Here is a 14,023-nt window from a genome sequence, read left to right as displayed (position 1 = left end):
GTGATTCATGACTAGCGTCGCCGACAAGCTCGCGCAGAAGTCGACCCGAAAGACGGCGAGCAAACAGGTGCGACTGCGCCTCGTGCACATCGACTTCTGGTCGGTGGTGAAGCTCACGTTCCTCATCGGCGTGTGTGGCATCGTGATCGCCGTGATCGCGGTCGCACTGCTCTGGACGGTGCTCGTGCAGACCGGAGTGTTCGACTCGGTCAACAGCCTGCTCAACGATGTGACCGGTGAGGGGAATAACATCAGCGTCGCGACGTTCGTGCAGTTCGGTCCGCTCATGGGCTTCACGCTCGTCGTCTCGGCCCTCAACTGCGTCGCCTCGACCGCCCTCGCCGCAGTCGGCGCGTTCCTCTACAACCTCTCCGTCCGCCTCACGGGTGGGCTCGTGTTCGGCTTCACGAACGGGTAGCCGACACGATTTCGCGTCGCCCGCCGTTTCCGCTACAGTGGGGTGTCGCACAGGGGGCTATAGCTCAGGCGGTTAGAGCGCTTCGCTGATAACGAAGAGGTCCCAGGTTCAAGTCCTGGTAGCCCCACCACGCGAGATCCTAGGGATCGGACCTTCGGGTCCGGTCCCGATTTTTCGTTCCGGACCGCCTTCTTCGTCGGGCCGGCTTCTTCGTGCGACCGGCGTTGCCGCTCCGGGCGACGCGACGGGCGTGGCGGACGGCGGAAGGCTACCCGTGCGGACGGGCGGTGAGCATGGGTGATCGTTCGGGTCTGGCAGAATCGTGTCTCCCGGGTTCGCCACGAGACGCCGGGCACGCACGAACAGAACAGCAGATGATCACGCAGGTGCGCGCGCTCGAGACGCGCCGGACGATCATCGCCACCGCGTCCGAGGTGTTCCTCGAGTGGGGGTACGCTGCGACGAGCCTCGCCGAGATCGCCGAACGAGCCGGCGTCACCAAGGGTGCGCTCGCCTTCCACTTCGCGTCGAAGGCGGAGCTCGCGCGAGCGACCGTCACACACCAGCGCGACGCGAGTGTCGCCTTCGTCAAAGACGTCGAGGCCTTCGATGGCGACCGCCTGCAGCCCCTTCAGGAGATGCGTCGTCGGCTGGCCGAGCGCCTCGTCGACGACACCGCGCTCCGCGCCGCCAGCGATTCGCCGTCGAGCAACCCGATCTGGGTGACGGTGCGTTCATCGGCACCTTTCGAGAGTGGGTGCTCCTCGTCACCCACGTGGTCGCGGACGGACGGACTCGTGGCGTGATCCGTGACGAGCATCTGCCGGGCGCTCGCCGCGCGTCCAGTGACTCTGTTCGCCGACGAACCCACGGGCGCACTCGACAGCAACATGACGAGGGCGGTCATGGACACCCATACCGAGAGGTGCACCGGCACGTGGCGACGATCGTCCTGGTCACGCACGACCCGTCCGTCGCCGCGCGAGGCGACCGCATCGTGTACCTGCGCGACGGCCTCATGGTCGACTCCCGCGGGCTCGGCCCGTGGCAGGCGGCGACAGCCGCGGCGCGCGTGGACGCCCTGCTCGAATGGCTGCGCGCGCAGGGCTTCTGAGCGGACGCCCGGCCGCCGCATCATCGCGCGGGGCGACGATCTGCTACAGTCGTCCCCGCACCCACGCGCTGCGTGGTGCCGAACGGCCCGAGTTCCCTCGGACGATCGGTACTCGCGCGAGGGGACGTAGCTCAATTGGCAGAGCACCTGCTTTGCAAGCAGGGGGTTAGGGGTTCGATTCCCCTCGTCTCCACAAACTGTTTCACTCACTCGGGACCGTCGTACACGGCGCAACGCTGGCGCGTTGCGGGGGTTCGATTCCCCTCGTCTCCACAAACTGTTTCACTCACTCGGGACCGTCGTACACGGCGCAACGCTGGCGCGTTGCGGGGGTTCGATTCCCCTCGTCTCCACGGTCGCAGACATCGTCTCGTTCCCGAGAGCGCTGTTGCGGCGCTTCACGACAGCGAACGGCACCGCGTGGCGGAGAGAACTGCTGAACGACGAGGCGACATCGTGCACCGGGGGTGCTCGGCGGTGGCACGTAGGCTCCGCGCATGGGCTTCTCCGTCATGTTCATGCGCCTCGAATGCGACACCCTCATCGACCCCGACCGCGAAGGCATCGCGACGTTCCTGCGTGAGCGTGGCCTCGAGGTCGCGCCCAGCGCCGACGGGACGCACCACCTCACCGGTCCTGACGGGTTGCTCGAGTTCGACGGGCGCTGGACCGACCTCCACCTCTCGCCACTCGACACCGAGGGTCGAATCACCGGCGGAATCTGGCACGCCACGCTGAGCGACGAGGAGTGTCGTTTCGTCCATGACCTCTGCGTCGCGGGGAAGATGCTCGTCGTGAACCCGCAGGGGAGGCCGTCCTACGTCGTCCCGGGCGGGAACCACCGGCCCGAACAGATCCCCGACGACGGCGAGGGAGAGGTCGCCTGGGTCGATGGGCCCGACGAACTCCGGTCGGCACTCTGCGGGCAGTTCGCATCATTCGTGCGCTTCCGAGATCAGGTGGTGTCGGGTGTCGACTCGGGTACCGTCCGTCGCCCGAACGCGGTCCCGCCGGGCGTGTGAACGCATTCGCGGAGGCATGCGGCGTTCACCGCAGGGTGGTCCGACGAGCCGGGTGCCGACGAGGGCATCCGTGACGGCACCCGGCACCGGCTCGCCGTCGGCCGAGCTCAGTGTTCGCTCGCCGGCACCTCGAGCCACCGGGATTCGCGACGCTGGTAGGCGCCCGGTGAGATGCCGTGCGCGGCCGTGAAGGCCCGTGTGAAGACGGCCTGCGACGAGTAACCGAGCTCCGTGTGCAGCGTGCCCGGCGCTCGTCCGTGCTGCAAGCGCTCGCGGGCGACGTCCATGCGGATGCGCGCCCGCCATCGAGGGAACGACTCGCCGGTGCGCGACACGAACGCCGCGCCGAGTTCGGTCGCCGAGGTGCCGAAGCGGTCGGCCCACGCCGCGAGAGAGCGGGCGTCCGACGGATCACGGCGCAGCGTTGCCGCGATGTCGCCGATCACGCCACCGAGTTCACGAGGCTCGCGTCCCGCCACCGGGAACGTGCGATGGAACAGCTCACGGACGAACGCACCGCGTCCCCGGTCGGGGCGGAAGAGCGAGAACTCAGCCAGCATCGTGTGGAGGAGGAACGATTCGTACTCGTCGGGGAACTCGACGACATCCACCATCCGATTCTCGACGGGAAGATGACCGGGTAGCCGACCGACGGTCAGCATCACCGCGCCCGCTTCGAACTCGGCGTCGTGCGCGACGCCCGCCGATACCCAGAGGGCCTGCCCGCGGCGGAGCGTTCGCCGCTCGCGACCGATCCGTAAGACGACCGTTCCACGGAACACCCACATGAGCTCGTGTCGGTCACCGACCGTCCCCCAGAACGTGCGGGCAGGAATCCGCGGCACCCGCCGCGCAGGCGCATCGTGGCGTGGCGTCGGTGACGTGCTCACCGAACCGACACGGGCGTGCACGGCATCGGCGTGGGCCACGCCGGAGCGGAACTCGCGTGGCGGGACGCCCACGACGCGCCGGAAGGCCCGCGAGAATCCCGCCGTCGTCCGATACCCGATCTCACGGCCCGTGGGCGCCACGGGATGCCCCTGCGACAGGCGTCGAACGGCGAGGCCGATGCGTGCGCGACGACGCCACAGCGCGAACGTCGTCCCGGTCTCCCGGTGGAACTGCCGCTGGAGCGTTTTCGCACTGACGCGCTCCCGCGCGGCGAACCGGGCGAGGTCGTGCGTGATGGTCGGGTCGTCGAGGAGCGTCCGCGCGACAGCGAGCGCTTCCCGCGAGCGCGGCATCGGAAGTGCATCCGGGTACCCGGCCTTCGGCGACGCCGACGCGTTCGGGTGTGCGACGAGACGCAACAGGAGGTCGGCGTCGGGCAGCGCATCGCTCGTGTAGGAGTTGTCGTCCCACCGGTGCACGAGCCAATCACCCCAGCCCGGTGGCACGTGCACGATGTGCACCACACCGAGGACACCCGGGAGGGCATCGAGACGCAGCAGGAACGGGAACACGACGGAACCCGCTTCCGTGCCGGTCCGGTGCTCGACTCCCGGCGGGACCCACAGCGCACACCCTTCCCCGAGGACCACGTGCAGCCCACCCGCGTCGAACGATGCCGACCCGGTGTGCACCCACAGCAGGACCGCATGCTGCTCCTCGACGAGGGGGCCGACGCGCATGGCGAGGATCGACGGTGCCTCGGTGGACCGGTGGGTCGTATGGATCACGGCGCCTCGGAGTCATGCAAAGAACGGGTCCGTCACGGACAACCCTGACGAGTGAGGCAACCCTAACCTAGAGCGCGATCAGGCCGCTCACCTTCGGGGCGGTCACGACGGTCGGCGCAACCGACCGTGCCGGACGGATGGGAACGACACATGCCACGCAGGAACCATGCCACCTCGACGACGAGGCCACGCATCTCGACCGCGATCAGTGGCCTGCTCGTCGCGATCACCGCACTCACCGGCTGCGCGGGCGGCGCGACGGACTCGAACGGCGCGGAGTACGAGGTCGAGGACGGCGCGTTCCCCGTCACGATCGACCACGCCTTCGGATCGACCACGATCGAGCGTGCCCCCGTCCGTGTCGTGAGCGTGGGATACAACGAACAGGATGCGCTGCTCGCGCTCGGCGTCGTCCCCGTCGGCGTGACCGACTGGTTCGGCGACGACACCCCGGGGCGCATCTACCCGTGGGCACTCGACGCGCTCGGTGACGCTCCCCTCCCCGAGGTGCTGAACGCCGACGACGGCGTCCAGCTCGAGAAGGTCGCCGCACTCGAACCTGACCTGATCATCGGGCAGTACGCGGGCATCACGGAGGACGAGTACGAGCAGCTCTCCAGGATCGCCCCGACCGTCGTGCAGCCCGGCGACTACGCGGAATGGGGAGCCCCGTGGGACGTCGCGACTCTCAACATCGGCAGTGCCGTCGGGAAGCCTGCGGCGGCACAGGCGCTCGTCGACGAGGTCCGCGCGACCCTCGACACGTACGCCGACGAGCACGCGGAGCTGTTCGCGGGACAGACCGGCGTGAACGTCGCGACGTGGGAGGGCGTCTTCGTCTACGGCCCGGAGGACCCACGAGGCCGGCTCCTGACGGACCTCGGCATCGGCTTCCCGGAGAACCTGCTGACGGGCGACAGCGAGGAATTCGGCTGGTCGATCAGTCCCGAGAAGGCGGGCGAGCTGAACGACGTTGGCGTCGTGATCTGGGGTGCGACCGAGCAGGAGGTCGAGGAGGCCGTCGGTCGGATTTGGTTCGAGACCGATGCGGCGAAGGAGGGCCGTGCGATCTACGCGTCGCCCGACGAATCCGCTGCATTCGTCACGGCATCCAACTTCGTGACGCCGCTCAGCATGCCCTACTACCTCGAACGGTTCATGCCGCAGCTCGTCGCCGCGCTCGACGGCGACCCGGCGACGGAGGTGCCCGTCGTCACCGAGTGAGTCGAGGACGTGAGGCGGTCGTGGAGTGGGTTCGCGCTGTCGCCGGACGCGCTCGTGATCGGACGGCCGTGAGCGCGCAGACGACGACCGCGAGCGCCCCGACCACGGTCGGCCACGTGAGCTGTTCGCCGAGGAGCAGCACGGCCCAGGCGATGCTCATGACGGGTTGCGTGAGCTGGATCTGACTCACCTGTGCCATGGGCCCGATCGACAGGACTCGGTACCAGGCGATGTAACCGAGGAACGTGCTCATGACCGCGAGGTAGGCGAACGCCGCCCATTCGGTGGGTGAGGCGGCCGGCGGGTCCTGCACGAGCGAGAGGATCGTCGTCGGCACCATGACCGGAGAGGCGACGACGAGCGCCCAGCAGATGACCTGCCACGCACCGAGCTCTCTGGCGAGCAGCCCGCCTTCGGCGTAGCCGACCGCGGCGGCGACGACCGCGGCAGTGAGGAGCAGGCCCGCCGAGTGGGCGCCGCCGATCCCACCGCCCTGCACGGTTGCGAACGCGAGCGTCGCGATCGCACCCGCACCCGCAGCGACCCAGAACGAGCAGCCCGGGCGCTCGCCCGTCCGAATGACGGCGGCGACGGCGGTAGCGGCGGGCAGTAGCGCGATGACGACCGCGCCGTGACTCGCGGGAGCCGACCGCAGGGCGAACGAGGTCAGGAGCGGGAACGCCACGACGATACCGGCCGCGACGACCGCGATCCGCCACCACTGGGATCCCTTCGGCAGTCGTGCGCGCGTGGCGAGCAGTGTGACCGCGGCGAGTACGGCCGCGACGACCGTTCTCGCGGCGCCCGCGAAGACAGGCGACATGGCACCGTCATCGACGGCCACGCGCGTCAACGGCACCGTCAGGGAGAACGCGAGCACACCCACGAATCCCCACGAGATCCCGGAACGTGCGAATAGCGAACGCGAAAGATTGGCGATAGCGCTATTAGGTTCACTCATGGACTACGATAGCAGCGTTGTCGTTCCGTGGAACTCCGGAGGTCGTCCATGCCCTGTCCCCGAGCGCGCGCCGCGCAGTCGCTCCCCGAACGCCCGACCGTCACGGGGGTCGACCGATGAGCGCGATCGAGTACGTCTCCACGCGCGGCGGCGTGCAACCGGCGAGCTTCGGTGAGGTGCTGCTCGACGGTGCGGCGTCGGACGGTGGCCTCGTCGTCCCGACGACACTGCCCGTCATCGACGAGGAGCGGCTGCGCGAGTGGCGTGCACTCGACTACGCCGACCTCGCGACGGCCGTCATCGCTCCCTTCGCCGCCGACATCCCGAGCGACGAGCTCGCGGCCATGACGCACCGCGCCTACGCCCCCGAGGCCTTCGACGACGAGCGCATCGTGCCGGTGACGGCGCTCGACGGGGGCATCGGCCTCGTCGGACTCTCCGAGGGGCCCACCTGGGCGTTCAAGGACCTCGCGATGCGGTTCCTCGGCGAGGCGATCCCCTACCGTCTCGCGGCGACCGACCGCACGCTCACCGTCCTCGGCGCGACCTCCGGCGACACAGGCTCGGCGGCGGAGCACGCGTTCCTCGGTGCGCACGGCGTGCGCGTCGTGATGCTCTCGCCCCAGGGGCGCATGAGCCCCGTCCAGCGCGCCCAGATGTTCTCCATCGACGACCCCGCGATCCGCAACCTCGCCGTGGAGGGCGTGTTCGACGACTGCCAGGACCTCGTCAAGACGATCTCGGCCGACACGGCCTTCGCGACCGCCCACTCGATCGGCGCCGTGAACTCGATCAACGTCGCGCGCATCATCGCGCAGACCGTCTTCTACGTCTGGGCGTGGCTCCGTGCGACCGAGGAGGTCGACGGACGGGCGGCCGACGAGCGGATCTCGTTCGTCGTCCCGTCGGGCAACTTCGGGAACGTCTACGCAGGCCACCTCGCGCGCCGCATGGGCGTGCCGATCCACCGGCTCGTCGTCGCGACGAACGAGAACGACGTGCTCGACGAGTTCTTCCGGACGGGCGTCTACGCGCCGCGCACGCGCGAGCACACGCACGCCACGAGCAGCCCGTCGATGGACATCTCGAAGGCCTCCAACCTCGAACGCTTCGTATGGGACCTCCTCGGTCCCGAGCGCTTCGTCGAGCGGTGGCCCGAGCTCGCGCGCGAGGGCCGCCTCGACCTGCGTGACGAACTGCCGCGCCTCCGCGAGGAGTTCGGTTTCGTGAGCGGCAGCAGCGACCACGCGCACCGCCTCGACGCGATCCGCGACGTGTACCGGACGCACGGCATCGTGATCGACCCGCACACCGCGGACGGCGTGAGCGTCGCGCGCACGTTCACCGAACCCGGCGAGCGACTGCTCGTGCTCGAGACCGCGAAGGCCGTGAAGTTCCCCGAGACCGTCGCCGAGGCGCTCGGTGACGACGCGCCCCCGGTGTCCGATGCGGTGCGCGCGCTCCTGGCGCTGCCGCAGCGCGTCGTCGACGTGCCCGGCGACGTCGACGCGATCCGCGCGGTGATCGAGGAGCTCGACTGACGCGACCTCGGCGCGTCAGACGAGTTGCTCGCGCACGCACGCACCGATGACCTCCGCCGCGTCGGCATAGCGCGCGGGGTCGGGGCCGGCGTAGCCGAGCCGCAGGTACGGCCCCGACGGGTCGGTCGGGAACCACTCGGTGCCCGCCGCGACGAGGACGCCCTCGCGTTCGCACGCCGCGGCGAGCACCTCCGAGTCGACGTGCTGCGGGAGCCGGACCCACAGGTTGAGGCCGCCTGCGGGCACGCGCTCGACGACCGCCTCGGGCACGAGGCGTTCGATGCTCGACACGAGCAGATCGCGGCGCTCGCGGAGTCGACCGCGCAGGGCGCGCAGGTGCGTTCGCCACGCGGGCTGCAGGACGACGTCGAGCGCCGCGCTCTGCAGCACCCCGCTCACGTAGAGCGACTCGGCCGAGCGATCGGCGAGCAGCCGCTCACGAACCGGACCGCGGGCGATGACCGCGCCGACGCGGATCGCGGGCGACACGCTCTTCGAGAGCGAACGGACGTACACGACGTGCCCGGAGTCGTCGTATGCCGCGATCGGCACCGGCGCGTCCTCAATGCCGAAGTCGCGGGCCCAATCGTCCTCGACGAGGAACGCACCGAACTCGCGCACCGTCGACAGCACGCGCTCGCGCCGGGCGGGCGACCACACCGCGCCCGTCGGGTTCGCGAACGTCGGCTGCCCGTAGACGACGCGCGCACCGCTCTCCGCGAGCGCACGGGCGAGGTCGTCGGGGACGGGGCCCTCCGCATCGCTCGCGACCGGCACGATGTCGACACCGGCCTGGCGGGCCGAGAGGATCGCGCCCCAGTACGTCGGTGACTCCATGACGACGGATCTCCCCGGGCCCGCGATCGCACGGAAGATCGAGCCGAGGCCGCTCTGCGTCCCGGGCACCACGACGACGTCGCGTGCCGAGACGGGCACGATGCCCGTCGGTGTGAACGAGGCCAGCTCCGTCGCGAACCACGCCCGGAGCTCCGGTGAACCGGCCGCGGGCGCGTGCGTGATCGCTGCATCGCCTCGCGCGGCGCGCGCGAGTGCCGAGCGGACGAGCCGCTCGGGGAGCAACTCACGCGTCGGGAACCCGGCGTGGAGGCCGATCGCATCGACCGAGCGTTCACGCAACGAGGCCGAGAGCGTCGGCACGCGTCCGCCCGCCGAGCGCAGCGCGCTCGTCTGCCAACCGAACTCCAGCGGCTTCGGTGGCCTCGCCCCGAGCACGAAGTTGCCCGACCCCGGGCGGCTCTCGACGAGGCCGAGACCGACGAGCGTGCGGACGGCCTTCTGGACGGTCACGGGACCGACGCCGTAGCGGGCCGACAAGTCGCGCGTCGAGGGGAGTCGTGAGCCGGGCGCCGCATCGTCGAGGACGAGACGGAGTTCGGCGACGATCCGGTCCGCGCTACTGGTACTCATGGTGAAGGACGATAGCGCTGTTCGTGAGTTCGCGGCATTTCGGGCAGCGGATCGGGTGAAACCGGACGACGACGGAGAAACTGCAATAGCGTTGTCGTGCACGGATGCGAGCTCGCTCGAGTGGCCGCGCGCATCCGTCGCGATCGATGAACCATCAGGAGGGATGCCATGTTCTTCACGGGACTCAGTGCGTTCCCGCTCACACCGTTCCACGACGCTGGCATCGACGAGGACGGGTTCGTCGCGCTCGTACGACGACTCGCCACGAGGGGTGTCGACTCGATCACCGCGCTCGGCTCGACGGGCTCGTACGCGTACCTGACGCGTGAGGAACGCCGTCGCATCGCCGAGCTCGCGGTGCGGAACGCCGGTGAGGTCCCTGTCGTCGTCGGCATCGGGGCACTGCGCACGAGCCACGTGCTCGAGCGTCTCGAGGACGCGCAGACGGCGGGCGTGGCGGGCGTGCTGCTCGCACCCGTCACGTACCAGGCACTCACGGACGAGGACGTCTTCGGGCTGTTCGAGGACGTCGCGGCGGCGTCATCGCTGCCCGTCGTGCTCTACGACAACCCCGGCACGACGCACGTGACCTTCACCGACGAGCTCTACGCCGCGATCGCTGCGCTGCCGCGTATCGCCTCGATCAAGATCCCCGGTGTTCCCGTCGACCCCGAGGCGGCCCGGGCCCGCATCGCCCATCTGCGCACGATCCTGCCCGACGACGTCACGATCGGCGTCTCGGGCGACGCGTTCGGTGCGGCGGGGCTCGGCGCCGGCTGCGACGCCTGGTACAGCGTCATCGCGGGCACCGTGCCCGAACCCGCACTCGCGATCCTCCGAGCGGCGCGCGCCGGTGACACCGCCGATGCGACGCTCCGATCCGAGCGCCTGCAGCCGTTGTGGGACCTGTTCGCGCGGTACGGGAGCCTGCGGGTGACGGCGGCGATCGCGGAGCACCTCGGCCTCGTGACGCGATCGTGCCTCCCGCTGCCGATCCGAGGCCTCGACGACGCGGCACGACGGGACGTCGCGTCCGTCGTGGGGACGCTCGGGCTCGCGGCATGACGCGCCACGCGCTCGCCGTCCGGCACGTCGCGTTCGAGGACCTCGGCATCCTCGGTCCGGTTCTCGCCGAGCACGGCTTCGAGGTCGAACTGCTCGATGCCGGGATCGACCGGATCACCGCGGAGCGCCTTCGCGAGCCCGAACTCGTCGTCGTCCTCGGCGGACCGATCGGCGTGTCCGACACAGCCGCGTACCCGTTCCTCGCCGCCGAACGCAGCGGCCTCGCCACGAGGATGCAGGCCGGGCACCCGACGCTCGGGGTGTGCCTCGGCGCCCAACTCATGGCGAGTGCGCTCGGGGCGACGGTCGAGTCGACCGGGCGGACCGAGATCGGCTACGCCCCGCTGACCCTCACGGCGGAGGGGCGGCACTCCGTGCTCGCACCACTCGACGGGGTGCCCGTGCTGCACTGGCACGGCGACCAGTTCGCGATCCCGGCCGGCGCACGGCGGCTCGCCGAGACCCCGGGGTTCCCGAACCAGGCCTTCGCCCTCGGCGACGCGCTGCTCGGCCTGCAGTTCCACCTCGAGGGCGACCACACGCAGATCGAGCGGTGGCTCATCGGGCACGCGCACGAGCTCGCATCCGCCGGGATCGATCCGGTCGCCGTCCGCGAGGACGCCGCACGCCACGGCCCGCGGCTCGCCGATGCGGCTCGGCTCGTGTTCGACGCGTGGATCGACACAGCGCTCCCGGCCGACTGAGCGAGCGAGCAGGCGGCCGAGGACCGGCGTGATCCCGCTCGGGCTCATCACGGGTTCCACGTGCCGGGACGCGCCAGGTGCCGACGTGCGTCCGCTCAGTCACCGGCCCCGTCCGCGGGTGCCCGCAGGGCACCCGCCTCCGCGAGCGCGTGTGCTGCATCGAGCAGGCGCACGATCTCGTCGCCCGTACCCTGCGCGCGGACGTTCCACCTCGAACCACCGGATCGGACCGAGGCCGATGAGGACGAGCCCTTGGCGCCGGCCCGAGCAGAACGCACGGAATCCGGCGATGCCGTGCCCGGCAGCACGGCGGCCCCGTTCACGGCCCGTCGTCGTGATCGTCGCCGGCGTGGTGTTCGCTCGATCCGTGCACATCGATCCGCGGCGTCAACGGACGGGGGCGAGCCCGAGTCGACGGCGATTGACGACGACGGCCTCCGTGAGCAGCCGGGCCGTCACGGCCAGCGAACAGCCGCCGAACCGCCGCACGGTGATGTTCGATCCCGATGACAGCTTCGCCCGTCCGACGAGTCCACTGTTCCTGAGCAGGCTGCCGCCCTCGGGCGTGAGCGACAGGATGATCGTCCGTTCCCCGGCCTCGCCGCCCGAGGTCACCACGTACGCACCGCGACACTCGGACCACGGCACGAACGGGAGGTTCTCGTACGAGAGGCCCTCGGGTGACATGCGGTAGGCGCGTCGGACGTACCGCAGGGACCGCACCTGGAACAGCGTCACGATGAAGAATGCCGGGACGAGCACGAGCATGACGAGCGGCATCCACCACGCCCCGCTCTGCAACGCGATCACGGCGTAGACGACCGTCACGGTCGCGAACATGATGACGGATCCGAGCCGCGCGACGACGGAACCGGGGATCGTCAGCGACGTCTGCGTGTGGATGGCCTCCGCGTATCGTGCGGCGCGACTCAAATCGTCTCCGTTCCCGTCGGTGGTCGACCGTCGTGACAGCCCTCACCCGCGAGCGGTGCCTCGGTCGAGGACGGACCTTCGCCCGAGGTCGCCGCAGCGAGTTCGCGCGCCTCGCCGAAAACGCGCATGACCTCCGCCTCCGTGTATCCCTGGATGCCGGGGAGCAGTGCGTACCGCACCTGGGATCGGAGGTATTCGCGGGGGCCGACGAGTTCACGCGCTTCGAACGGCCACGCGTTGATGCGCCGCCGACCCCGCTCGGTGAGCGGCATGACGGCCATCCGGCCGCTCACATCGCCTCGCACGGTCAGGTTCGCGATCCGGGGCGCCTCCACATCGGTCCACGCGATCGCGGCGCCGCGCACGCGGAAGCCCTCCCGCTCGAGCACGACGGGCAACGGGTCCGCCGCGCTCCGCCGCTGCACGTTGAGCCCCGTCAGCAGCGAACCCAGCCACAAGGCACCGCCCGTGGTGAGGAGCAGGATCCCGGGGAAGACGAGCAGCGAGAGCAGCGCCCACACATCGAGAGCATCGGTGAACATCGCGACGACGCGGGCGGTGACCCCGCCGAGGAGGAGCACGGCCCCGAGCGAACCGAGCACGATGCCCGCGGTCACCAGGCCTCGACCCCGCACGCGGACGTCGTCGACCACGGCAGGCCGCGCACCCGGGAGCACGACGACGCCGTCCCGGCGGAGCGTCGCGAGCGCGGCGGGAACGGGATCGGGCCGAGCGGGCACGTGCGGTTGCGCGTCACCACGGCCCGCCCTCCCGTCGCCACGATCCGGATTCATGCCCGACTCCTCGAACGACAGTGGTGCGTTCGCGGGGACACTCGGGTCACGTTGGCTCCGTTCCGTGGGTCGTCGCTTCCGGTCGTCGTCTCCATTCTGTGCTCGCGGGATGCCGCGCGCATCGGCGCACGGTGCCGTCGCATGACCGTCGAGCGGCCCCGCCCGGGTCCGTCCTGCGTAGGATCTGCTCATGTCGTCGATCGTCGTGCGAGCGCCCCGAGCGGGTGAGGCGGATGTGCTCGCGAACCTCCACACGGCGTCCTGGCGCGAGACCTACGCCGGCGTTCTGCCGGACAGCGTGTGGGGTGCCGACGCCCACGCCGGCCGCGTGCGCCTGTGGACCGCCCTGTGCGACGATCGCCGCCCGGAGTGGCACACCGCGGTCGCGGAGCTCGACGGCACACCGATCGGCATCGCTCACGCGACGCCCGAGCCCGAGGGCGACGACCCCTCGGGTGGGCTGCGACTGTGCCTCCTGTACGTGCTCGCGAGCGCGCACGGCTCGGGGGCGGGCCGCGCGCTGCACGATGCCGTGCTCGGCGAGGGCGCGGCGAGCCTCTGGGTGCTCGACGGTAACGCGCGCGCCATCGCGTTCTACCGTCGCGCGGGATTCACCCCCGACGGCACCCGACGCGGCTCCGGCTTCGAGGACGCCCCGGACGAGGTGCGGTTCGTGCGCGGCAGCGACGTCGAGAGACGTGCACACACCGAACGCGACCGAACCACCGAGGGGGACACGCGTGTCGACTGACGAACAGGCCGGCGACCGGAGCGACGGCTGGGCAGCCGAGGGAAGACCCGTCGTGCACCGCGACCTCGACGTGCGGGTCGGCACGCTCGCCGAACTCACGACACTCGACCGCGAGCTGCTCGACCACTGGGTCGATCGCATCCGGCTCTCGCACGGCAACGAGTTCATGGTGGTCGCCCGGCAGGGTGAGGGCGAGTTCATCCAGTGCTACCGGAACGCCGCGGGAGATTTCGACGTCGAATGGGGCGAGGGCCTGAAGCCACCGCGGTACCGCGCCGCGACCGCACGCGACGAGTCCGAGGTCGCGGACCTCCTGTGGGCGTGGCTCGAGGGCGATGTCGCCACGCTCGACCGTCACGAGTGGGGTCCGCTGCAGGCCTATTGACGGC

The 14,023-nt window shown here is 70.4% G+C and carries 16 protein-coding genes and 2 tRNA genes; 12 read left to right on the top strand and 6 right to left on the bottom strand.

The window, feature by feature from the left end:
- The first annotated feature begins 7 nt into the window (after window positions 1-7).
- The 6 genes from HNR16_RS15480 to HNR16_RS15455 all read left to right on the top strand — a co-directional run bounded on the left by HNR16_RS15480 (window position 8) and on the right by HNR16_RS15455 (window position 2,554).
- Window positions 8-418, top strand: a complete 411-nt coding sequence (locus HNR16_RS15480) for a DUF3566 domain-containing protein (RefSeq protein WP_158041159.1) — start codon at window positions 8-10, stop codon at window positions 416-418.
- Window positions 419-471: 53 nt separating this feature from the next.
- A tRNA-Ile gene (locus HNR16_RS15475) sits at window positions 472-548 on the top strand.
- Window positions 549-792: 244 nt separating this feature from the next.
- Window positions 793-1,224: a TetR family transcriptional regulator gene (locus HNR16_RS15470; protein WP_158041157.1), complete on the top strand. Its 432-nt coding sequence runs from the start codon at window positions 793-795 to the stop codon at window positions 1,222-1,224.
- 131 nt (window positions 1,225-1,355) lie between these two features.
- Window positions 1,356-1,532, top strand: a complete 177-nt coding sequence (locus tag HNR16_RS15465) for a hypothetical protein (RefSeq protein ID WP_179558294.1) — start codon at window positions 1,356-1,358, stop codon at window positions 1,530-1,532.
- 120 nt (window positions 1,533-1,652) lie between these two features.
- Window positions 1,653-1,725: transfer RNA gene (locus tag HNR16_RS15460), tRNA-Ala, on the top strand.
- Window positions 1,726-2,029: 304 nt separating this feature from the next.
- The gene (locus HNR16_RS15455; RefSeq protein WP_158041156.1) at window positions 2,030-2,554 is read left to right on the top strand and encodes a hypothetical protein; all 525 of its coding nucleotides are present in this window, start codon (window positions 2,030-2,032) and stop codon (window positions 2,552-2,554) included.
- A 107-nt stretch (window positions 2,555-2,661) separates the two neighbouring features.
- Here the strand turns inward: HNR16_RS15455 and HNR16_RS15450 are convergent, their stop codons facing one another.
- On the bottom strand, window positions 2,662-4,233 hold the full coding sequence (locus tag HNR16_RS15450; RefSeq protein WP_158041154.1) for a helix-turn-helix transcriptional regulator: 1,572 nt from the start codon (window positions 4,231-4,233) through the stop codon (window positions 2,662-2,664).
- Window positions 4,234-4,383: 150 nt separating this feature from the next.
- Here HNR16_RS15450 and HNR16_RS15445 point away from each other — a divergent pair, with 150 nt between their 5' ends.
- Window positions 4,384-5,457 carry an ABC transporter substrate-binding protein gene (locus HNR16_RS15445; protein ID WP_158041153.1) on the top strand — a complete coding sequence of 358 codons (1,074 nt, stop codon included), beginning with the start codon at window positions 4,384-4,386 and terminating at the stop codon, window positions 5,455-5,457.
- On the opposite strand, the gene HNR16_RS15440 is transcribed toward HNR16_RS15445, so the two are convergent.
- On the bottom strand, window positions 5,447-6,418 hold the full coding sequence (locus tag HNR16_RS15440) for a DMT family transporter (protein ID WP_158041151.1): 972 nt from the start codon (window positions 6,416-6,418) through the stop codon (window positions 5,447-5,449). The two genes, HNR16_RS15445 and HNR16_RS15440, sit on opposite strands and share 11 nt — an antisense overlap.
- A gap of 116 nt (window positions 6,419-6,534) precedes the next feature.
- Between HNR16_RS15440 and thrC the strand changes: the two genes are divergently transcribed.
- Window positions 6,535-7,959 carry a threonine synthase gene (gene thrC, locus HNR16_RS15435; RefSeq protein ID WP_179558293.1) on the top strand — a complete coding sequence of 475 codons (1,425 nt, stop codon included), beginning with the start codon at window positions 6,535-6,537 and terminating at the stop codon, window positions 7,957-7,959.
- Window positions 7,960-7,974: 15 nt separating this feature from the next.
- On the opposite strand, the gene HNR16_RS15430 is transcribed toward thrC, so the two are convergent.
- Window positions 7,975-9,387 (bottom strand): aminotransferase-like domain-containing protein, encoded by a 1,413-nt coding sequence (locus HNR16_RS15430; RefSeq protein WP_158041150.1) that lies wholly within the window; start codon window positions 9,385-9,387, stop codon window positions 7,975-7,977.
- A gap of 168 nt (window positions 9,388-9,555) precedes the next feature.
- Here HNR16_RS15430 and HNR16_RS15425 point away from each other — a divergent pair, with 168 nt between their 5' ends.
- The gene (locus HNR16_RS15425; RefSeq protein ID WP_158041148.1) at window positions 9,556-10,452 is read left to right on the top strand and encodes a dihydrodipicolinate synthase family protein; all 897 of its coding nucleotides are present in this window, start codon (window positions 9,556-9,558) and stop codon (window positions 10,450-10,452) included.
- Complete coding sequence (locus HNR16_RS15420; protein WP_158041146.1) at window positions 10,449-11,156, top strand: glutamine amidotransferase; 708 nt, start codon at window positions 10,449-10,451, stop codon at window positions 11,154-11,156. Before HNR16_RS15425 ends, HNR16_RS15420 begins: the two co-directional genes overlap by 4 nt.
- Before the next feature lie 95 nt (window positions 11,157-11,251).
- Here HNR16_RS15420 and HNR16_RS15415 read toward each other — a convergent pair whose 3' ends face one another.
- From HNR16_RS15415 to HNR16_RS15405, 3 genes are all read right to left on the bottom strand, one after another.
- Window positions 11,252-11,479 carry a hypothetical protein gene (locus HNR16_RS15415; protein WP_158041145.1) on the bottom strand — a complete coding sequence of 76 codons (228 nt, stop codon included), beginning with the start codon at window positions 11,477-11,479 and terminating at the stop codon, window positions 11,252-11,254.
- Between the two features lie 64 nt (window positions 11,480-11,543).
- Window positions 11,544-12,089: an ABC transporter ATP-binding protein gene (locus HNR16_RS15410; protein ID WP_158041142.1), complete on the bottom strand. Its 546-nt coding sequence runs from the start codon at window positions 12,087-12,089 to the stop codon at window positions 11,544-11,546.
- The gene (locus HNR16_RS15405) at window positions 12,086-12,883 is read right to left on the bottom strand and encodes a hypothetical protein (protein ID WP_158041140.1); all 798 of its coding nucleotides are present in this window, start codon (window positions 12,881-12,883) and stop codon (window positions 12,086-12,088) included. The genes HNR16_RS15410 and HNR16_RS15405 overlap by 4 nt, the downstream gene beginning before the upstream one ends.
- A 190-nt stretch (window positions 12,884-13,073) precedes the next feature.
- On the opposite strand from HNR16_RS15405, the gene HNR16_RS15400 reads away from it, so the two are divergent.
- Both HNR16_RS15400 and HNR16_RS15395 read left to right on the top strand, forming a co-directional pair.
- The gene (locus HNR16_RS15400; RefSeq protein WP_158041138.1) at window positions 13,074-13,634 is read left to right on the top strand and encodes a GNAT family N-acetyltransferase; all 561 of its coding nucleotides are present in this window, start codon (window positions 13,074-13,076) and stop codon (window positions 13,632-13,634) included.
- A complete protein-coding gene (locus HNR16_RS15395; protein WP_158041136.1) occupies window positions 13,624-14,019 on the top strand; it encodes a hypothetical protein in 396 nt (131 codons plus the stop codon). Before HNR16_RS15400 ends, HNR16_RS15395 begins: the two co-directional genes overlap by 11 nt.
- Window positions 14,020-14,023 lie beyond the last annotated feature (4 nt).

Source organism: Pseudoclavibacter chungangensis, assembly GCF_013410545.1.
GTDB classification, from domain to species: domain Bacteria; phylum Actinomycetota; class Actinomycetes; order Actinomycetales; family Microbacteriaceae; genus Pseudoclavibacter; species Pseudoclavibacter chungangensis.
This window is presented reverse-complemented; position numbering and strand designations above follow the sequence as displayed.